Below are 20,448 nucleotides of genomic sequence, written 5' to 3' on the forward strand. Positions count from 1 at the left end.
GGTTTTGTTTTATTTGAGGTAAACGAAGCGCTCTCCCGGCATCAGGAGATGAAATTTTTTACCGGGATAGCGCGTCAGCATGTCGTCAACGAACCAGGCAGGATTGTCGCTGTTGCAGCTAAAGAGATCGTAATGGCAGGGCAACAGCAGATCGCTGCCGATGGCGTGATGCAAATCCGCCGCATCACGGAAATGCATGTTCGGCATAATGCCGCGCTCACCGCGAGCATAATCGCCGCCGTTGATCGGCAGAACGCAGATGTCAGGCCCCAGCTGTTGCATCTGCTGCTGCAGCGCAGGCGTAACAAGCGTATCGCCGCTGTGCCACAGACTAAGCGCACCGCAACGGATGTGATAACCCAGAAAGCGGTCGTTGCCCGCGGCATCACGTTCATAGTCGCTATGCGCTGCGGCGATGGGCAGAATATGGAATTGTCCCGTTTCAATCGCCTCTCCTGTTTTCGCCAGGCGCACCTGAACACCGAGCCGCGGATTTTCCGACTGCAGGACGCGGCCGTCGGGCGCCGGGATCCAGAACGTCATATCGGGCGCCTTTGCGGCCAGCGGCTCAAGCGTGGCCAAATCCATATGGTCGTCATGAAAATGGGTAATCAGAATCGCATCGCAGATTGCCAGCGCTTCCGGCGGCAGCACTGGCGGGAAGCGTCGCACAAACTCGCTATCCGGATGGCGCCGTTCGATAGCGTCGCTAAGGTAAGGGTCGATCGCCAGCATATTACCGACGTGATTTTTAATAATGACGCCCGCCTGGCCAAGGCTCCAGATGGCCAGCATGTTTTCAGCGACCCGGGTATTAGCCAGCTCCTCCGCCAGAACGGCAGGGTCACGCAGTAGAAAAGGCATGTTATCTCCTTGATGCTTGATAAAAGCGGACTGTAAAGCAAGCGGACATCAGGGGCTGAAGAGGAGGTCACATTAGTCAGTTAACTCTGTTTAGTGAAACAGGCATACTGGGTGAACGTTAACCCACAGGCGCAAAACGGATGAAGCAGATCGGCTTAAATAACTTCCAGGTGCGTAAACACAATAAGGCGCTGTTTATGATGTTTATGTGGCGTCATAAACGGTTAAGTAAATCACAGCTGGCGCAGCTAAGCGGACTGACCATCCCCGCCACGACCAAGATCCTTGACGAACTGATCGACGAGGGAAAGATCGACCATTCTGCTATCGCCTTAAGTCATCGCGGGCTGAACAGCGGCAGTTTTCAGCTGCCCGAATCAGGCCCCTGGACGCTTTGCATGTGCATCACTCCCACGCGCATCGAATTTCAGCTGGCTGATGCGCAGCTGGTGGCGAAAGGGGAATGTCAGCAGAAAGCGATCAGCGCCGCCACGCCGGATGCGTTGCTGAACGAGATCGAAGCGCTGTGGCGGCAGGTATGCCAGCAGTGGCCGAAGAAAAAAATCAATCTGGCGCTGGCGGTGCATGGTCAGGTCGATCCGGTCACTGGCGTTTCGCAACATATGCCTCAGGCCGCATGGAAGGCGCCGGTGCAGCTGAAATATTTGCTTGAAGAGCGGCTGAGCATTGAGGTGAGGGTGGATAATGACTGCATCATGCTGACGCTGGCTGAAAAGTGGCTGAACCGCAATCAACAGGGCGAGTTTTGCGTGATTAACGTCGATTACGGCATCGGCTCCTCTTTCGTGATCAATGGCGAAATATTCCGCGGCAATCTTTACGGCAGCGGGCAGATTGGTCATACCATCATTGCGCCTCACGGCAGCCTTTGCAGCTGTGGCCGCCAGGGATGTCTGGAAACCGTGGCCTCGCTCAGCGCGTTGAAGCAGGCGGCGCGCTTAAGAAACCGCGCACTTCCACCGCTGACCAACCGGCAGCTTCTGGCGCAATGGCAGGCCGGGGATCCCTGGATTGCCGACTGGGTGCATCACGCGGCAGAAGCGATCGGCATGAGCTTATATAACTTCCTTAACACCTTGAATATCAATCAAATATGGTTGTATGGCCGCAGCTGCGCCTTTGGCGAAAGCTGGCGCAAAACCATTATTCAGCAGATCGATTTTAACCCCTTCGATCCGCGCGACAGCCTTAAAAACAGGGCGACCAATATTCATTTCGGGCTGCTGGATCGGGCCAGCCAGCTCCTGGGCATCGGCTATTTGTATGTTGAAAATGGCGAACTCGCGCCGCTTAGTAAACTCCTTTAACTAAGATCTGTGAGCCTCTGGACTTTCACACAGGTTGAGCAATGTTCAGATAGCCGCACCTTGATTCTGGTGCGGAGAGATAACGTGAAGAACGAACAACATCTGAATATGCGTTACGTATGGGGGATTTGCCTGGTCGCGGCCTGCGGAGGATTGCTCTTCGGCTACGACTGGGTGGTGATCGGCGGGGCGAAGCCGTTTTACGAAGCGTGGTTCGGCATCACCGATCCCGCCGCATCCGGCTGGGCGATGAGTTCCGCGCTGGTGGGCTGCGTGTTCGGCGCGCTGGCGTCGGGTTGGTCAGCGGATAAGTTTGGCCGCAAAATCCCGTTAATGATTGCGGCGCTGCTGTTTGTCACCACATCAATTGGCACCGCCTTAGCGACCAGCTTTGACATGTTTATCTGGTGCCGCATTTTAGGCGGGGTTGGCATCGGCATCGCGTCAGCCTTAAGCCCGATGTATATCGCTGAAATAAGTCCGGCCGACAAACGCGGCAAATTCGTTGCGGTTAACCAGCTGACGATCGTGATAGGCGTGCTGGCAGCGCAGCTGGTGAATTTGTTGATTGCCGAGCCTGTTGCGAGCCAAGCGACGCAGGAGGCGCTGCGTCACAGCTGGAATGGCGAATATGGCTGGCGCTGGATGTTTGCTTCAGCCGGCATTCCGTCAATAGCATTTCTGATTTTACTGTTTTTTGTTCCGGAATCGCCGCGCTGGCTGATGCTGGCCGGTAAAAAAGATCGTGCGTTCGCGATGCTGAAAAAAGTGGGTTCTGAGCCTTATGCCCGCACGACGCTTGCTGAAATTGCCAGTGCGGTGGAAAAAGACAGAACGCAGAAGCGCGCGACCTTTGCCACACTGTTTGAGCCGCGCATCGCGCCGGTAATGATCGTCGGCATGGTGCTGGCGGTCTTCCAGCAGTGGTGCGGCATCAATGTCATCTTTAATTATGCGCAGGAGATCTTCGCCTCGGCGGGCTTTGATATCAATGGGACGTTGAAGTCGATCGTCGCTACCGGCCTGATTAATTTGCTGGCGACGCTGCTGGCACTGCCGCTGGTCGATCGCCTCGGTCGCCGTAAACTGATGCTGTTGGGGGCAGGTGGGTTAACACTCTGTTACTCTCTGATCGCCGCAGCCTATCTGCTCGGCATTCCTGGCTGGCCGGTGCTTATTTTGGTGCTGGCGGCGATCGCCATCTACGCCTTAACGCTGGCGCCAGTGACATGGGTGCTTTTATCCGAAATTTTCCCAAACCGCGTACGCGGACTGGCGATGTCCGTCGGCACGCTGGCGCTCTGGATCGCCTGTTTTATTCTGACCTATACCTTTCCTTTACTTAATGCGGACCTGGGCGCGGCGGGCAGCTTTATGCTGTACGGCCTGATTTGCGCACTGGGCTTTATCTTTGTGATGAAAAAGGTGCCAGAAACAAAAGGGATATCGCTGGAGCAGCTGGAAATTCAGTTAACCGGTCACACCTCCGTGGCGGCCAGTAAAGTGCGCAAGGAAGCATAGAGCGATTACCGCGGTGAGCCAGGCAGCTGTGCTGATTTCTGCTGGGCGTTAAAAATGTGAGCGTTAAAAAATGCAGTTCGCGTCGCCGATAGCGGCGACGCACGTCAGGGTGCGCAGGCGCCGCAATGTCAGAAGCGCATCAACATTCAGCCGCAGTCAGTCAGGGCCGTAATCAGATGAGAGCATAACGCGAAAGATGACGCACCAAGCTTTCCTCGTAGAGCTGAGATGATGCCAAAGCCTTCCTTGCATGATGAAGTGAAGTCACGCATAAGCCAGCATCGGGCGTTCAGCACCAAGATTAACAGGCGAAGCATCTGGCGCGCGTAATAATAAAACCGGTGATGTTGCCTGAGCCAAATAGCTGGATCCCGCCATAATGCACTTAGGTGCGCATAATGTATATTATGTTAAATTAGATATCAGCGTACGCACCGGTCCGTTATCCCCATTTCCTCTCTCTTTTCTCTCCCTCAATCTTCCTTACCTCATCCTGGTGCCCGCCAGGATCAGCGGCGATAAACATCAACGCCCTTTATTCCGTTGGCGGTGGATCCGCATCGTCTGCCCTTCCCTTGCAGGCGGTTAGCGGAACGCCGTTAAACGTATGGGTGCAACACCGACAATGCACCGTCACATCGCTGGCATCTATTGCCGGATTTACCTTTTGCAGTTTTCCCGCCTCATCAACATAGAGACCATGGTAATAGCTGCTTTCATTACAGCAGACAATTTCCCGCTTCTCATCTTCATGCATCGCAACCAGCCAGAAGATCGGTTCCGGTTTATCCAAACGCCGAACGGCTTCACTGTAAACCGCATCCCAGCACTGGCCCACTTTGCTGAGCAGAAACATAAACAGCGGCGCGTAATCGCGGCCCCGCTGCGCCCGGCCATGCATCGAAACGCGCAGCGGCGCATGTTCATCAATGCGTTTATGGCTATGCCGTTCCCAGCGGTACTCGCCGCCGGGATGATTCGAACGGTGCCGCGTGGTGGTATTGACCTCGCGATAAAGCATTTTTGGCCTGCCAGTACGATGCATACGCATAATCAATGGCCTCCTCTGTTTAACTGATTGATTTTAAAAAGGTAAATAAAAGAGATCGCGCTACGTCAATTCTGGTAACTCAGCAGCCCTCCAGCCCTGCAGAATTCACGTAGACGCGCCAAAAAACAGGCGTAACGGCTTAATTTATGTACAGCGCTGCCGGATATGGATGCCACCATGTCGTCAGGGCGCATAAGTCGATTGTGGGATCTGTGATCCATGTCTACCCTTGTACTCATTGCATTTTTCACGCGGTTGATGCCGAACATGAACAGCGCCGCCGTCTGCGGCGCGCCAGGGATATACAGGCAGTTTTACACGCTTTTTTATGGGGATACTATGCCGTCAGACGGAAATGAAAACAGGAATAACGCCCGACGCGATGACATCACCCCTGATGTCTGCGTACGCGGCGCGAGAACACATAATCTGAAAGACGTTTCTTTCTCCTTTCCCCGTGATGCGATGGTGGTTTTTACCGGGGTTTCAGGTTCGGGAAAATCCTCGCTGGCTTTTGATACCATTTTTGCCGAAGCGCAGCGGCGGTTTATGGAATCCGTGGCGCCGCATGTGCGTCACCTTATGGAACAGGCCGCCATACCGGATGTTGATAACATTGACGGCCTGCCGCCTGCGGTTGCGCTGCAGCAAAGCGGGGCGGGCGCTCAGGAGCGTTCCACGGTCGGCAGCCTGACGCGCATTGCCGTTACGCTCCGCCTGCTGCTTTCGCGCGCCGGCCAGCGCCCCGACGGGGTTGGGTTTGTGCCTGCCGAAGCGTTTTCGCCCAACAATCCGCAGGGTGCCTGTCCCGCCTGCCAGGGTATCGGCATGGTACATGAGGTTAAGGCGGAAGCGCTGGTGCCGGATCCCGCATTAAGCATCCGCGAAGGCGCCATCGCCTCCTGGCCTGGCGGCTGGCAGGCGAAAAACCTGCGATCGATCCTGGAAACGCTGGGCTACGATATCGATGCGCCCTGGAAAACGCTGTCAGAGCAGGATCGCGAATGGATATTGTTCACGGAGGAACAGCCTTCCGTGCCGATCTATGCCGGGCTGAGCGTCGCGCAGCGTAAAGAGGCGGTTAGCGCCGGTCTCGAACCGTCTTATAACGGCACCTATACCAGCGTCAGAAAAAACGTGCTGCAAAGTTATGCCGGCGGCAAAGAGTCGGTAAGGAAACGTCTTGCCCCTTTTATTACCGTGGCGCCCTGCAAACTCTGCCATGGCAAAAGGCTCAATCAGACCGCCCTTTCTTTTACCTTCGCCGGTTACGATATTGCCGAGCTGGGCGAACTGACGGTGACACAGCTGAAAGCGCTGCTGCTGCCCTGCGCTGAAGGCGATTCTCCGCACCTGCCGCAGGAGCCCGCATTACGGGAAGCCGCGATCAGAATGACTACGGATATCTGCGAGCGACTCGGCCAGCTGGAAACGCTCGGCCTTGGCCATCTCTCACTTGGCCGCCGGACAACGATGCTCTCATCCGGTGAGCTGCAGCGCATCCGGCTGGCGACGCAGCTGATCTCGCGGCTCTTCGGCGTACTCTATGTGCTGGATGAACCGGCGGCCGGGCTGCATCCGGAAGATGTGCGCGCGCTGATCGCATCGCTGCGCGCCCTGATTCAGACCGGCAACTCCCTTGCCATCGTTGAGCATAACCTTGACGTTATCGCCGAAGCGGACTGGCTGACCGAAGTCGGGCCGGGTCCGGGCCGCGCGGGCGGCGAAATCCTTTATAACGGATCGCCGGCCGGGCTTGAATATGTGACGCAATCGCCGACGGCAGCCTATCTGTTTAACCCGCAACATACTGGTCTGCGTCAGCGTCGGCGGCCTGAACGCTGGCTCCGGCTTGAGCAGGTTGCCTGCAATAATATCCATGATCTTGATCTGTCGGTACCGCTTGGCAGCATGACGGTGCTTACCGGCGTATCCGGCTCGGGCAAATCCACGCTGCTCACCCGCGTGCTGCCGGCGCTGCTGGCGCGCCTTGATAAAACGCCCGTGGATGAAGAAGTCGATGAAGAGAGCCTTAGCCCGGATGTGGCAGGAAAAATTACCGCCGGTGGCACGTCGCTAAACCGGCTGGTTCGCATCGATCAACGCCCTATCGGACGCACGCCGCGCTCTAACCTGGCTACCTATACCGGGTTCTTTGACACGGTAAGGAAGCTGTTTGCCGATACCGATGAGGCTAAAAAGCGCGGCTTCGACGCCAGCCGTTTTTCTTTCAACCTGCCCGCAGGCCGCTGCCCGGCCTGCGAGGGACAGGGGCAAATCACCATCGAGCTGATGTTTATGCCGCAGGCCAGCGCGCCCTGCGCTACCTGCGGCGGCCGCCGCTACAATGAGGAAACGCTTGAGGTGCGCTGGCAGAACAGAACCATTGCCGATGTGCTTGATCTGACGGTAGATGAGGCAGCCGATCTTTTCCGGGATAACGAAACCATTCAGCGTTCGCTTACCGCGCTGGCTTCTCTCGGTCTGGGCTATCTGAAATTAGGCCAGCCCGCCACCGAGCTGTCCGGCGGCGAGTGCCAGCGCATTAAGCTTGCCTGGGAACTTCAGCGTACGCAGCGCGGTAAAACGCTCTATCTGCTGGATGAGCCCTCAACCGGTTTACACCCATCGGACGTTGATAAACTGATGCGGGTGCTGGATCGGCTGGTGCAGCGCGGCAATAGCGTGATTATGGCGGAACATGATATGAGAATAGCCTCAGAGGCTGACTGGATCATCGATCTTGGCCCCGGATCCGGGATAAATGGCGGGCGCGTCGTTGCGGCCGGCACGCCGGAAGAGGTCAGCCGTTCCGCTGACAGCTTAACCGCCCCCTATTTGTCCAGACAGCTGAAAAAAAGGGTGAGCGATCCGCAATAATCAGCCACCGCCAGATGCGGTTAAGGAGAGCGTCTGTTACGTGGATGGCCCGCCTGCGGGCGGGCATCCTGTCGGTTAACGCCAGCCCAGCGCTGGCGCTACCTGTGTCAGCACCGCTTCAATCACGTGGGCGCAGTAATCGACGCCAAGCTGATTGGGAATGGTCAGCAGCAGCGTATCCGCCTCGGCGATCGCCTCATCCTGCTTCAGCTGCGCAATCAGACGTTCCGGCTCGGCGGCGTAGCTGCGGCCGAAAATAGCGCGCGTCTTCTCATCAAGATAGCCGACCTGATCGCCCTCTTCCCGGCTGGCGCCAAAGTAAGCGCGATCTTTGTCATTTATCAGCGGGAAGATGCTGCGGCTCACGGAAACGCGCGCCGCGCGCGCGTGGCCCGCCTCCAGCCAGGCGGCGCGATAGGCGCGGATCTGTTTCGCCTGCTGAATATGAAACGCTTCGCCGGTTTCATCATCCTTCAGCGTCGAGCTTTGCAGATGCATGCCCCGCTTCGCTGCCCATACCGCCGTGGCGTTGGATCCCGATCCCCACCAGATGCGATCGCGCAGCCCTTCCGAAAACGGCTCCGGTCGCAGCAGTCCGGGCGGGTTGGCAAACATCGGCTGCGGATTAGGCTTCGCAAATCCTTCGCCACGCAGTACATCCAGCAACACTTCAGCGTGGCGGCGGCCCATCTCCGCATCGCTTTCCCCCTCCTGCGGCTGATAGCCGAAATAGCGCCAGCCATCGATCACCTGCTCCGGCGATCCGCGGCTGATGCCCAGCTGCAGGCGGCCGTTGCTGATCAGATCCGCCACCCCTGCATCTTCCGCCATATAAAGCGGATTTTCGTAGCGCATATCAATGACGCCGGTACCGATCTCTATACGCTTTGTGCGCGCACCGATCGCCGCCAGCAGCGGAAACGGCGCGCTAAGCTGGCGGGCAAAATGATGCACGCGGAACCAGGCGCCGTCTGCGCCAAGATCTTCAGCCGCCACGGCCAGTTCGATCGACTGCTGTAGCGCATCTGCCGCGCTGCGCGTCGCCGACTGGAATGATGCGCCCCAGTGGCCAAACGACAGAAACCCGATTTTTTTCATGCTCTACCCTTCTGTAATCAGCGGCGCCACGGCCCGCCGGTAGCCAGTTCATCTCTTTATTTACTTTAGCGGCCCCGGCGGCGGAAAGCATCCGCTGCGGCGTAACCAGATGCGTTTATCGCCCTTTAAAAGGTCACTTTCCGTCATCAGCGGCAGCGATAAACAGCAGGCGTAATGAAGATTTGACGGAGTGTAAAGTTTCGCTTACCCTGCGCGCATTAACTTGTAAGCGAAGCGACTATTCAGGGGAAGGCGTGAGGAATCGCACTTTTGGCAGTATTTTTATTGTAGCCGGCACCACTATTGGCGCAGGCATGTTGGCGATGCCGTTGGCCGCCGCCGGGGTTGGGCCTGGCGTCACGCTGTTATTGCTGGTCGGTCTGTGGGCATTGATGTGTTATACCGCGCTGCTGCTGGTTGAAGTGTATCAGCACGCGCCGGCCGATACCGGTCTTGGCACCCTGACGCGCCGCTATCTTGGCCGTCCGGGCCAGTGGCTTACCGGCTTCAGCATGCTGTTTTTAATGTATGCGCTTACTGCCGCCTATATCAGCGGTGCGGGCGAACTGTTGGCAGCGAGCCTGAGCGAATGGTTTTCCGTCTCGATCTCTACCAGCGGCGGCGTGTTGCTCTTTACACTGGTTGCCGGCGGCGTGGTCTGTATCGGCACCCATATGGTGGATATGTTCAACCGCGTGCTGTTCAGCGCCAAGATCATTCTGCTGGTTGTGATGCTGGCATTGATGATGCCGCATATTCATCGCACCAATCTGCTGACGCTGCCGCTGGAAAAAGGTCTGGTGCTGTCAGCCATTCCGGTGATTTTTACCTCGTTCGGCTTTCATGGCAGCGTGCCGAGCATTGTCAGCTACCTGAACGGCGATTTGCGCAAGCTGCGCTGGGTATTTATTACCGGTAGCGCCATTCCGCTGGTCGCCTATATCTTCTGGCAGCTGGCAACGCTCGGCGCAATTAATGCCGACGCTTTCAGCGCCCTGCTCGCCAGCCATACCGGGCTGAACGGGCTGCTGCAGGCGATCCGTACGGTGGTCGCTTCGCCGCACGTTGAATTAGCGGTGCATCTGTTTGCCGACCTGGCGTTGGCCACGTCGTTCCTCGGCGTCTCGCTGGGGCTATTCGATTACCTGGCGGATCTCTGTAAGCGTAACGGTAACGTTACAGGGCGGCTGCAAAGCGGGCTGCTGACCTTTCTGCCGCCGCTCGCCTTCGCCCTGTTTTATCCGCAGGGTTTTGTACTGGCGCTCGGCTACGCGGGCGTTGCCCTGGCGGTGCTGGCGTTAATCATCCCGGTTATGCTGGTATGGCATAGCCGCAGGCAGCACGGCGCGGCGGCTTATAAGGTGACCGGCGGCCCGGCAGTGCTGATGCTGGTCTTTCTCTGCGGCATCGGCGTGATTGTCATTCAGGCGCTGATTGCGCTGGGATGGCTGCCTGAGGTGGGGTAAGTAGCCTCACGCAGAAACGTTTATCACAGCATCAAAAACGGGCCTTTGTGGCCCGTTTTTTTATTGCTCAAAGCGCCGGACATCCCTGTACGGCCATCTTCTGCATGTCGTCGCTGCGCGTCGGATGCCTTACGCCAGGCGCCCAGATCCTGACGCGCCAGCGACAGGCCGATACCGCGGGCGGCACCGGTAATAAACCAGATTTTGTTATCCGGCCTATACGTTATCCCCGGCCTGCATTAATAGGGGCTGGCGGTGGGACGTACAATGATTTCGCTGACGTCAACGCCATCCGGCTGCGCAACGGCATAGCCAATCGCCTCGGCGATAGCCTGCGGCGGCAGCGCGATGCGCCGAAAATCACGCATGGCGTCGCGCGCTACCGCGTCGGTGATATGGTCCGCCAGCTCCGATTCCACCACGCCCGGACAGATAACCGTCACGCGCAGAAAATCACTCTCCTGGCGCAGCCCGTCGGAAATCGCCCATACCGCATACTTGCTGGCGCAGTAGACCGCCGCCGTCGGGGAAACCGCATGGGCACCGATCGAGGCGATATTGATCACCTGCCCCCGTTTCTCTCTCTCCATCACCGGCAGCACTGCCGCGATACCGTGCAGCACCCCTTTGATATTGACGTCGATCATCTGGTTCCACTCGTCGATTTTCAGCGCGGAAAGTGGCGACAGCGGCATCACGCCGGCGTTATTCACCAGCACATCGATTTTCCCGTACTTCTCCATGGCGAAGTCGGCCATCTTCTGCACGCTGTGCGGCTGGGTTACGTCCAGCGCCAGCGCATCGATGGTGGCGCCCTGCGCGCGCAGTTCATCGCACAGCGCGGCGAGCCGGTCGGTGCGGCGCGCGCCGGCGATCAGCCGGTGCCCCTGCAGAGCCAGATGGCGAGCGGTCGCCTCGCCAATGCCGCTGCTGGCGCCGGTCAGTAAAATAACTTTGGATGCGTTCAGGTCATAAGATGTCACAGGCAGATCCTCCAGGTTTTTACATACCGGAGCCGGTCGCGGCGCCGGGCGTGTCGAACTGAGGACAGCTTAGGCCGGCGCGCCGCTATGAAACAGGTCGATAACTCTGGCATGATTGCCCAATCCTATGAGGATGATTATTTTTACACCGCGCCGTGCCATAATCGTTGCATGTTTATGTCATTCAGGGGTAACCGCGATGTTCCTTCCCGCCTCGACGCAACAGCAAGAGATGATCGACCTGATTACCCGGCTGGCGCCGCATGAAGGCTATACCCGTACGCGGCTGGAGAGCGTGCGCCTGATGCGCGCCGACCGCCCACTGGGGCGCACGCCGGTGCTGTATGAACCGAGCATCGTGATCGTTTGTCAGGGAAGCAAACGCGGGTTTGTCGCGGACAGGGAATTTTTCTATGATGCCCGGCACTATCTGGTGCTGTCGGTGCCGCTGCCCTTTTCCACTGAAACGATCGCCAGCCCGGAAACGCCGTTGCTGGCGATTTCGGTACGGCTCAATATGACCGCCATCGCGGATCTGGTGCTTGAGGTTGATCGGCAGGCGCGCGGTGAAATGGCGGCGCCGATGGGGATAGTCTCAACGCCGCTTGATGGCGCGCTGGCTGATACCGCCCTGCGCCTGCTGCGGGCGCTGACCGACCCGCTCGACGCGCGGGTGCTGGGTCCGGGCATTGTCAGGGAGCTGTGCTTCCGCGTGCTGACCGGCGTGCAGGGCGGCGCCATCCGCGCCGCGCTGGCCAGTCACGGCAGTTTCGGCCGTATCGCGCGCGCCCTGAAGCGCATCCACGACGCTTACGCGCAGACGCTGGATGTCAGCCTGCTGGCGGGCGAAGTGGGCATGAGCATTCCCACCTTCCACCTTCACTTTAAAACCGTTACCGGCACCTCGCCGGTGCAGTACCTTAAATCGGTGCGCCTGCATCAGGCGCGGCTACTGATGATCCGCGATAACCTGACGGCGGCGGCCGCCGCCGCGCGCGTCGGTTATGAAAGCACCTCGCAGTTCAACCGGGAGTTCAAACGCACCTTCGGACGCACGCCCGGCGAGGAGGCGCGCGAAATGAAAATGCTCTTCGCGCTGATGCCGGTGGCACAGCTTGAGAACATCGCCGCCAACCACTAGCCTCTACAGCACGCGCGCCAGAAAGCGGCGCGTGCGCTCATGACGCGGCTGGCTCAGCACCTGGCTGGCGCTGCCCTGTTCCACGATGCGGCCATCCACCATAAACACCACGTTATCCGCCACCTCGCGCGCAAAGCCGATTTCATGGGTGACGATCACCAGCGTGGTGCCGGAGCGCGCCAGCTTCTTGATCACATCCAGCACCTCGCCCACCAGCTCGGGATCGAGCGCTGAAGTCGGCTCATCGAACAACATCACACGCGGGTTAAGCATCAGCGCGCGGGCAATGGCGATGCGCTGCTGCTGACCGCCGGACAGGTGACGCGGCCAGGCCTGCGCCTTATGGCGCAGGCCCACGACCTCAAGCAGCCGGTCCGCCTGGGCAATCGCCGCCTGCCGCGACAGCTGACGATGGGCGATGGGCGCTTCAATCAGGTTCTCCAGCACTGTCAGATGGGGAAACAGATTGAAATTCTGAAACACATAGCCCACGTTAATGCGCTGACGCAGGATCGCCTTCTCTTTCAGCTCATAGAGCTTGTCGCCGCGCCGCTGGTAGCCGATATAGTCGCCATCGATCTGTATAACTCCCTCATCCACCCGCTCCAGATGGTTGATAGTGCGCAGCAGCGTCGATTTCCCCGAGCCGGACGGCCCAAGGATCACCGTCACCGAGCCGGCGGCCAGTGACAGGGAGACCTCATCCAGCGCCTTATGTTTGCCGAAATATTTGCTGACGCCGGTAATGGTAATCGCGCCCTGCTGCGCGGCGGCGTCCGCGCGGTAATCAATTGCTTCAGACATGGCTTGTCTCCTTATTCGCGGCAACAGAAAGGGAACGCAGACGCCAGCGTCGCCAGCGCGACGGCAGCGGCTGACGATCAACACTGCGCGCCAGCCATCGTTCGACGCCGTGCTGCAGCACGGACAGCACGCTGGTGATCGCCAGATACCAGACTGCGCCAACCATCAGCAGCGGGATCACCTCCTGGGTGCGGTTGTAGATCATCTGAATGGTGTAAAACAGCTCCGGCATCGCCAGCACATAGACTATTGAGGTGCCCTTCGCCAGGCTGATGATCTCGTTAAAGGCGGTGGGCATAATAGTGCGCAGCGCCTGCGGCAGAATGATGCGCAAGGTGCGCCGCGAGGCGGAAAGCCCCAGCGCCGAGGCGGCCTCGAACTGTCCGTGATCGACCCCCAAAAAGCCGGCGCGGATAATCTCCGCGCTGTAGGCGCTCTGTACCAGCGTCAGGCCGATCACCGCGGCGGGAAACTGCCCCAGCACGTTAATGGTCTGAACGCTCCCCCACGACAGCGCGGTAAAAGGGATACCGAACGAGAGGGTCTCGTAGAGATAGGAGAAGTTATAGAGAACGATCAGCACCACCAGCAGCGGCAGCGAGCGGAACAGCCAGATATAGCCCCAGGCGAGCGCGCGGAGCAGCCACGAAGAGGAAAGGCGCGCCAGCGCCAGCAGGCCGCCGAAGATCAGGCTGAACAGCGTGCCGAACAGCGTCAGCAGCAGCGTCTGCCCCAGCCCATGCAGGATCGCCGGGTCGAAAAACCAGTGGGCGAATACCGGCCACTCCCAGCGCGGGTTAAAAGCGACCGACTGGATCACTGCCGCCAGAATAAACAGCGCGACCAGCGCGCCGACGGTGCGCGCCGGATAGCGCGCCGGGACCACCTGTAAATGCTGATGCCTCTTCATGCCTGCGCCTTAACGGGCGCGGCCGCGTCGATGATTTTGGTAAAGCGCAGCCGGCCGTCATGGGGCGGCTGACTGTAGCGTTCGAAATCGCAGTTGAGATCGAAATGGGGCTGATAGCCGTGGCCGGTATAGAGCCGCACCGCCTCCGGCTGACGAAAGCCGGTGGTGAGATAGACCTGCCGGTAGCCGGCGGCCAGCGCGCGCCGCTCCAGCTCCTGTAAAATCAGCAGCGCCAGCCCCTGACGCCGCAGGTCGCCGCGCGTCCAGATACGCTTCAGCTCGGCGGTTTCAGCGTCAAAAGGTTTGTAAGCGCCCATGGCGATAATCTCGCCGTCACGCTCCAGGACAATAAACAGTCCCTGCGGCGGCAGATACCATTCGGTCAACTCCGGCTCCTGATGCCGGGCGAAATAGTCGCCGTAGCGCGCGGCGTACTCGGCGAACAGCCCGGTGAGGATCGGCTGCAGTTCGGGCGCCTCGGGCGACACCTCGCGGAAAAATGGCTGGCTCATATCTCCTCCTTAATCGCCTAATCCCGGCGGATTGATTTCAGCACGGTCGATACGCTCGACCCCTTCGCCCCAGCGGTTCAGCACCTTCTGATAGTCGCCGTTGCGCATCACGCCGTTCAACGCCAGGCCGATCGGATCCGCCAGCCCGCTGCCTTTTCTTACCGTCACGGCGATATGCGCCGCCTTTGGCCAGCCGCCGTCGACGCTGCCCACCAGACGGGTTTTGCCGCGCAGCGCCGCTTTCCATGCGCCGGTGACATTCGGCCCGAACCAGGCATCGGCGCGCCCCGCCTGCAGCGCCAGGGTCTGCGCCGCGTCATCTTTACTGTAGATCGGGGTAAAAGGCTTCAGCCCCTTCGCCTGATTGGCGCGATCCCACGCCAGCAGGATCGCCTCTTGATTGGTGCCGGAGCCGACGATAATGCGCAGTCCGGCGATATCCTCCGCCTTGCTCAGATGCCGGATCGGGCTGTCCGTTTTCACATAGAAGCCAAGCGAATCTTTGCGGTAGGTGGCGAAATCAAACTTCTCCTTACGCGCTTTGGTCACGGTGATGTTGCTGATGGCGGCATCATATTTGCCGGAGGCGACGCCGAGCGGCCAGTCTTCCCAGGAGGTCGGCACCACGTTCAGCGTCAGACCGAGGCTATCGGCGACCAGGCGGGCGATATCCACCTCGCTGCCGAGCAGGGTTTTATTGTCGGCGGCGAACACCGTCAGCGGCGGCGAGTTCTGCGCCGCCACCGCCACGGTCAGCGCGCCCGGCACGGCGAAGCGATAGCCGGCCGGCAGGCGCGCGATCGCCTCCGCGTTTTTTACGGTATTGACGGGCGTCTGGTTCGCTTCCAGGCTTACCTGCTGGCCGTTCAGGCTAAGATTGTCCGCCGCGGCGGCGTGCATGGTGGTCAGCAGCGTCAGGGCGATAAGGGTTTTTCTCTGCATAGCTCGCTCTCTTATTGTTTTGTGAACTGATTAACCGGCACGGGCAGATCGAAGCTGGCGCGCAGCGTGGTGCCGGGCCAGTCGCGGCGGCTCAGGCCGCGCGCCTGCAGCAATGGCACAACCCGATCGACAAAATGCGTAAAGGCCTCGGGGTGCCGCCGTTGATGATAAAGCCGTCCGCCGCCTCGCTTTCAAACCAGTGCTGCAGGCCATCCGCCACCTGCTCCGGCGTGCCGTGAAACAGCGGACGCGGCGTTGCCGCTTCCAGCGCCGCCTGACGCAACGTCTGCCCCTGTTCGCGGGCGCGGCGTTTAATCTCATCGGTGGTGCTGCGAAAGCTGTTCTGGCCTAATTCGCCCAGCGCCGGGAATGGCGCGTCGGGGTCATATTGCGAGAAGTCGTGATGTTCGAAGAAACGGCCGAGGTAGTTAAGGGCATTCTCCAGCGACACCAGCGCCGCGGTGGCCTGATACTGGCGTTCGACATCATCCGCATCGTCACCGACGATCACGCTGACGCCCTGGAAAATATGCAGATCCTGCGGCTGCCGGCCGTTCTCAACCAGCTGACGCTTCACGTCGCGGTAGAACGCCTGCGCCTCTTGCCGGGTAGCATGATGGGTGAAGATAGCGTCGGCATGGCGCGCCGCCAGCTTTTTGCCATCCTCCGAGGCGCCCGCCTGGAAGATAATCGGCCGCCCCTGCGGCGTGCGGCCAATATTCAGCGGTCCCTGCACCTGAAAGAAATCGCCGTGATGGTTCAGGGTGTGCAGCTTGTCGGGCGCGAAAAAGGTGCCGCTCGCTTTATCGCGCACAAAGGCATCCTCCTCCCAGGAGTCCCACAGTCCCTTCACCACCTGCAGATATTCGTCGGCGATGCGGTAGCGCAGCGCATGCTCCGGGTGCTGCTGACGAGAAAAGTTCTTCGCCGATCCCTCCAGCGGCGAGGTCACCACGTTCCAGCCCGCGCGGCCGCCGCTGAGATGATCGAGACTGGCGAACTGGCGCGCCACGGTAAACGGCTCGCTGTAGGAGGTGGAGACGGTACCAACCAGCCCCAGGTGCTGCGTTACCCCCGCCAGCGCCGACAGCAGCGTCAGCGGTTCGAAGCGGTTAAGGAAGTGCGGGATCGATTTTTCATTGATATAGAGGCCATCTGCCACAAACAGAAAATCGAGCTTGCCCTCTTCCGCCTTCTGCGCGATGCGCCGGGCATAGTCAAAACTGATGCTGGCATCCGCCTGTGCGGCGGGATGTCGCCAGGCGGACATATTGCCGGAGGCGCCGTGCAGCATGGTGCCGAGTCGAAGCTGTCTGGTTGTCATGGTTTCTCTTCCTGTTAGCCATAGCCAGCCCGATCCGGCGCGGCGACAGGCGGCCGGAGGGGCGAAAAACGAAAAGTAAAACGGAATTCAGGCGGGCAGCGCCGCGCGACATCGGCTGTTGAGATGTTGCAGCGCCTGCTGCGCAAGTCGGGCGAAATAGCGCGCCGCCGGGGCGATCAGCGCCTCATCGGGATTAAAGGCGGCGTGATGCAGGCCATATTCGCTGGCGCTGCCGATGCTGACGAAGGCGCCGGGCACCTGCTGCAGATAGAGGGCGAAATCTTCGCCGCCGAGATGCAGCTCCGCCGTTTCGACGCGGTAGCCGCTCTGCTGTGCCACCCCGGCGCTGAAGCGCGCCCAGGCGGGATCGTTGATCAACACCGGCGGCCCGGCATGCCAGCACACTTCCGCCTGCGCACCGGCGGCGGCGGCCACGCCCTGCGCCAGCTGCCGCACCTGCTCCATCAGCCGGGCGCGCACCTGCTCGTCATGGGTACGCGCGGTGCCACCGAATTCGACGCTGCCGGGTAGCACGTTCCAGGTTTTGCCGCCGTTTACGCGCGTCACGCTCAGCACCACGCTATCGAGCGTGCTGATGCTGCGGCTGGTGAGGGTTTGCAGCGCCTGAATAATCTGACTGACGACCACAATGGTGTCGATGCCCTGTTCGGGATGAGCGGCGTGCGCCCCCTGGCCGCTGACGTGGATAACGAAGCGATCGGCGTTGGCGTAAAACGCGCCGCCGCGCGTGGCAAAGGTGCCGGTCGGCAGGCCCGGCTCGTTATGCATGCCGAAGATCGCCTGCACGCTTTCCAGCGCGCCCGCCTGAATAAACTGGCGCGCGCCGGTGCAGTTCTCCTCGCCTGGCTGAAACAGCAGCCGCACCCGTCCGGGCAACTGCGCCTCCTGCGCCTTCAGCAGCAGCGCCGCGCCCAGCATCACCGCGCTGTGAATATCGTGCCCGCAGGCGTGCATTACCCCTTCATGGCGCGATCGCCAGCCAAGTCCGGTCGCTTCATGAATTGGCAGCGCATCGATATCGGCGCGCAGTGCGATCAGGCTGTCGCCACTGCCGATCTCCGCCACCACGCCGGTAGCCAGCGGATAATCCAGCAGCCGAATCTCCGCCTGGCGCAGCCAGTCAGCGATGCGCCGGGTGGTGTCATGCTCTTTGCCCGACAGCTCCGGCCAGCTGTGCAGCTCGCGGCGCCAGGCGATCAGCTGCGGCTCGAAGGATTCAGACATTTTCGCTCTCCGTCGCCGGCTGCGTCGTTAACGGCCGTGCGGCCGCCAGCAGCGCCAGCGATTTCAGCCGCGCCTGCGGCTCGACGATCGGCGTATCAATAATGAATTCGTTAATGGCGAAGTGTTGATGCAGCGCCTCAAGCTGGGCATGAACCTGCGCGGCGTTGCCCTTTACCAGCGACGGTGTACGCGGCTCGATCAGGTAATCTTTGTAGCCGCCCTGACGCACGTAGCGCTCCGCCTGCTCCAGACTGGCGACGTTAACGCTCTGCCCGCCTTCGACCCTGACATGATAGTGGCGCAGCGCGCCGGCGAGCAGCTCCGCCTCCGCCGGGGAATCGGCTACCACCGCCTGCACCGCCACCAGCGCACGCTGCCCGCTGGCCTTGTGATAAACGTTCAGCACATTCTCCATCAGCGCGCGATCGCCGTTGAGGTGCGCGGCGAACACCAGCTGCCAGCCGAGACTGGCGGCCAGCCGCGCGCTCTCCACGCTGGCACCGAGCAGAAAACGCACAGCCGGGCGCAGCGGCAACGGCGTGGCGCGCAGCGTCTCTTCGTCACCGGGGTGACCGGCGCGCGTAGCCAGTTATCCAGCTGCCGCAGCTGGGCGGCGAAGCTGCCTTTCGCTGCCGCATCCACCCCCTGCTGCAGCGCGCGCGTGGAAAGCGGCAGCCCGCCCGGTGCCTTGCCGATGCCGATGTCGACCCGCCCCGGCGCCAGCGACGCCAGCAGGTTAAAATTTTCTGCCACTTTATAGGGGCTGTAGTGCTGCAGCATCACACCGCCGGATCCGACGCGGATGCGCTGCGTTCTGGCGAGGATCCAGGCCATTAACAGTTCGGGCGATGGGCTGGCGAGCTGGGCGCTGTTGTGGTGTTCAGCCAGCCAGAAACGGTGGTAGCCCCACCGCTCCGCCTGTTGCGCCAGCTGCAGGGTGCGCTGCAGCGCCGCGGCCGCGCTTTCGCCGGCGGCGACGGGAGATTTATCTAATACGCTGAGTCGATATGCCATCTGACCCTTCCTTCTCGGTAGCGGGAATGGCTGCATAGTGGCGCGGCGTGACGCGCCCGCCAAACAACAAATCCGCGCAAGCGATGCTGAAAAATGGCAATGGCGGCGGGCGGATAACGCCAATGGCGGCGCGGCGGCGTCTGAGGGGATCCGGAGGCGGCAGGTTATTGCGGCGGGCGATAAAGCTTAGCGTTAATTGGACTTACTACCGGCGGACCGGCGGCACCCGGCCTTCTGCGGTGCGCAGAAAAAAAAACGGAGGCCGCAGCCTCCGCATGATATCCAGCGAAATTACTTATCCTTGCCGAAGCCCTGCTGCACCAGCGCCGGCAGCACGTCCGGGAAGTAGATGTTTTTGTAGTAATTGGCGACAGTCTGGCTCCAGTTCTCGCCGCCGTCGCGGTTGATGGTTTTCCAGTGCTGCTCCAGCTCGCCGTTGAACTGAGCGATCTGTTCCACCATACCTTCGGTCTGATATTTCTCTTCATGACGGAAGGTAGAGAGCGGCAGGCGCGGCTTCAGATCGGCAGGCCGATCGACATAGCCCAGCGCCAGGCCCACCAGCGGGAACGTCAGCGCCGGCAGTTCGAACAGCTCAATAAACGCCTCCGGGCTTCTGCGCATGCCGCCGATCGGCACCACGCCGAGACCCTGCGCGCGCGCCGCCGCCATCGCCGAAGCCAGCGCAATGCCGACGTCGGTGCTGCCGGAAACGATACTTTCAATACTTTCATGGGCGATCTGCTGTTCGCCGATCAGCGCCATCCCCTCACGGGTCTTATGCATATCCAGCACGAAGGTAATAAAGACCGGCGCCTGAGCGATCCACGGCTGGCCGCCCGCCAGTTCGGCGATTTTCGCTTTGGTCGCTTTGTCGCGCGTGACGATCACCGAAACCTGCTGAGAGTGTACCGAGGTCGGGGCGCGATACGCAGAAAGGATAATGTCATCCAGAACGGCATCCGGAATCGCCTTATCAAGATAACTACGATCGCTGCGATGATTGATCAATGTTTCAATTACCGGATTCATTATTCCTCCTCTGGTGTTAAATCCTGGCGGATTGTAGAGGAGCCCTGGTGGCGCGGCTTGCCACTCTGTGCCGTGGCGCAAGGCGTGGTCACGCGCTGTGCGGCATCAATGCTGCCCCTCAGCCTGGCGGCACACTGCATTGCGCGGCGGTCCAGCGATAACGCGATAAAAAAATTACCCTCAGCAACCGTGTGGAGATTGCATTATCGGAAATCTGAACTAACTTTAGTAACGAGTTCCTGTGTAACCCTTTGCTGTAGACGCCTTTTCGTCATCCGGTTCCGGTCCATTGCCACGGAGCCGGATTTTTTTTATGCGCTGCAGAGCGGACGT

The 20,448-nt window shown here is 60.0% G+C and carries 14 protein-coding genes and 2 pseudogenes; 5 read left to right on the plus strand and 11 right to left on the minus strand.

What is annotated here, in order from left to right:
• Positions 1 to 9 precede the first annotated feature (9 nt).
• Positions 10 to 864, minus strand: coding sequence for an MBL fold metallo-hydrolase (locus C2E15_RS10285; RefSeq protein ID WP_104957281.1), 855 nt, complete (start codon positions 862 to 864; stop codon positions 10 to 12).
• A 140-nt stretch (positions 865 to 1,004) separates the two neighbouring features.
• Between C2E15_RS10285 and C2E15_RS10290 the strand changes: the two genes are divergently transcribed.
• Positions 1,005 to 2,192 (plus strand): ROK family transcriptional regulator, encoded by a 1,188-nt coding sequence (locus C2E15_RS10290; protein WP_104957282.1) that lies wholly within the window; start codon positions 1,005 to 1,007, stop codon positions 2,190 to 2,192.
• A gap of 84 nt (positions 2,193 to 2,276) precedes the next feature.
• Complete coding sequence (locus C2E15_RS10295; RefSeq protein ID WP_104957283.1) at positions 2,277 to 3,713, plus strand: sugar porter family MFS transporter; 1,437 nt, start codon at positions 2,277 to 2,279, stop codon at positions 3,711 to 3,713.
• Positions 3,714 to 4,248: 535 nt separating this feature from the next.
• Here the strand turns inward: C2E15_RS10295 and C2E15_RS10300 are convergent.
• The gene (locus C2E15_RS10300; protein WP_104957284.1) at positions 4,249 to 4,764 is read right to left on the minus strand and encodes a hypothetical protein; all 516 of its coding nucleotides are present in this window, start codon (positions 4,762 to 4,764) and stop codon (positions 4,249 to 4,251) included.
• Positions 4,765 to 5,103: 339 nt separating this feature from the next.
• Between C2E15_RS10300 and C2E15_RS10305 the strand changes: the two genes are divergently transcribed.
• On the plus strand, positions 5,104 to 7,644 hold the full coding sequence (locus C2E15_RS10305; RefSeq protein WP_167391858.1) for an AAA family ATPase: 2,541 nt from the start codon (positions 5,104 to 5,106) through the stop codon (positions 7,642 to 7,644).
• 75 nt (positions 7,645 to 7,719) lie between these two features.
• On the opposite strand, the gene C2E15_RS10310 is transcribed toward C2E15_RS10305, so the two are convergent.
• Entirely contained in the window at positions 7,720 to 8,742 is a 1,023-nt protein-coding gene (locus C2E15_RS10310) for an LLM class flavin-dependent oxidoreductase (protein ID WP_104957286.1), read from the minus strand.
• Between the two features lie 254 nt (positions 8,743 to 8,996).
• Here C2E15_RS10310 and tyrP point away from each other — a divergent pair, with 254 nt between their 5' ends.
• Positions 8,997 to 10,208, plus strand: coding sequence for a tyrosine transporter TyrP (gene tyrP, locus C2E15_RS10315; RefSeq protein ID WP_104957287.1), 1,212 nt, complete (start codon positions 8,997 to 8,999; stop codon positions 10,206 to 10,208).
• A 239-nt stretch (positions 10,209 to 10,447) separates the two neighbouring features.
• Here tyrP and C2E15_RS10320 read toward each other — a convergent pair whose 3' ends face one another.
• The gene (locus C2E15_RS10320; RefSeq protein ID WP_104957288.1) at positions 10,448 to 11,191 is read right to left on the minus strand and encodes an SDR family oxidoreductase; all 744 of its coding nucleotides are present in this window, start codon (positions 11,189 to 11,191) and stop codon (positions 10,448 to 10,450) included.
• 199 nt (positions 11,192 to 11,390) lie between these two features.
• Between C2E15_RS10320 and C2E15_RS10325 the strand changes: the two genes are divergently transcribed.
• A complete protein-coding gene (locus C2E15_RS10325; RefSeq protein WP_245912376.1) occupies positions 11,391 to 12,332 on the plus strand; it encodes an AraC family transcriptional regulator in 942 nt (313 codons plus the stop codon).
• Between the two features lie 3 nt (positions 12,333 to 12,335).
• Here the strand turns inward: C2E15_RS10325 and C2E15_RS10330 are convergent, their stop codons facing one another.
• The 7 genes and pseudogenes from C2E15_RS10330 to C2E15_RS10365 form a co-directional block, all read right to left on the minus strand.
• On the minus strand, positions 12,336 to 13,136 hold the full coding sequence (locus C2E15_RS10330; RefSeq protein WP_104957289.1) for an amino acid ABC transporter ATP-binding protein: 801 nt from the start codon (positions 13,134 to 13,136) through the stop codon (positions 12,336 to 12,338).
• Positions 13,129 to 14,046 (minus strand): amino acid ABC transporter permease, encoded by a 918-nt coding sequence (locus C2E15_RS10335; protein ID WP_104957290.1) that lies wholly within the window; start codon positions 14,044 to 14,046, stop codon positions 13,129 to 13,131. The genes C2E15_RS10330 and C2E15_RS10335 overlap by 8 nt, the downstream gene beginning before the upstream one ends.
• Positions 14,043 to 14,558, minus strand: coding sequence for a GNAT family N-acetyltransferase (locus tag C2E15_RS10340; protein ID WP_104957291.1), 516 nt, complete (start codon positions 14,556 to 14,558; stop codon positions 14,043 to 14,045). The genes C2E15_RS10335 and C2E15_RS10340 overlap by 4 nt, the downstream gene beginning before the upstream one ends.
• Before the next feature lie 9 nt (positions 14,559 to 14,567).
• Positions 14,568 to 16,824: pseudogene (locus tag C2E15_RS22010) on the minus strand (NtaA/DmoA family FMN-dependent monooxygenase).
• An 87-nt stretch (positions 16,825 to 16,911) separates the two neighbouring features.
• Positions 16,912 to 18,069 carry an amidohydrolase gene (locus tag C2E15_RS10355; RefSeq protein ID WP_104957293.1) on the minus strand — a complete coding sequence of 386 codons (1,158 nt, stop codon included), beginning with the start codon at positions 18,067 to 18,069 and terminating at the stop codon, positions 16,912 to 16,914.
• Positions 18,062 to 19,083 (minus strand): annotated as a pseudogene (locus tag C2E15_RS10360) (MsnO8 family LLM class oxidoreductase). The gene C2E15_RS10355 and the pseudogene C2E15_RS10360 overlap by 8 nt, the downstream one beginning before the upstream one ends.
• A 291-nt stretch (positions 19,084 to 19,374) precedes the next feature.
• Positions 19,375 to 20,115 carry a nitroreductase family protein gene (locus tag C2E15_RS10365; RefSeq protein ID WP_104957294.1) on the minus strand — a complete coding sequence of 247 codons (741 nt, stop codon included), beginning with the start codon at positions 20,113 to 20,115 and terminating at the stop codon, positions 19,375 to 19,377.
• Positions 20,116 to 20,448: the final 333 nt, after the last annotated feature.

This window comes from Mixta gaviniae, from assembly GCF_002953195.1.
Taxonomy (GTDB): domain Bacteria; phylum Pseudomonadota; class Gammaproteobacteria; order Enterobacterales; family Enterobacteriaceae; genus Mixta; species Mixta gaviniae.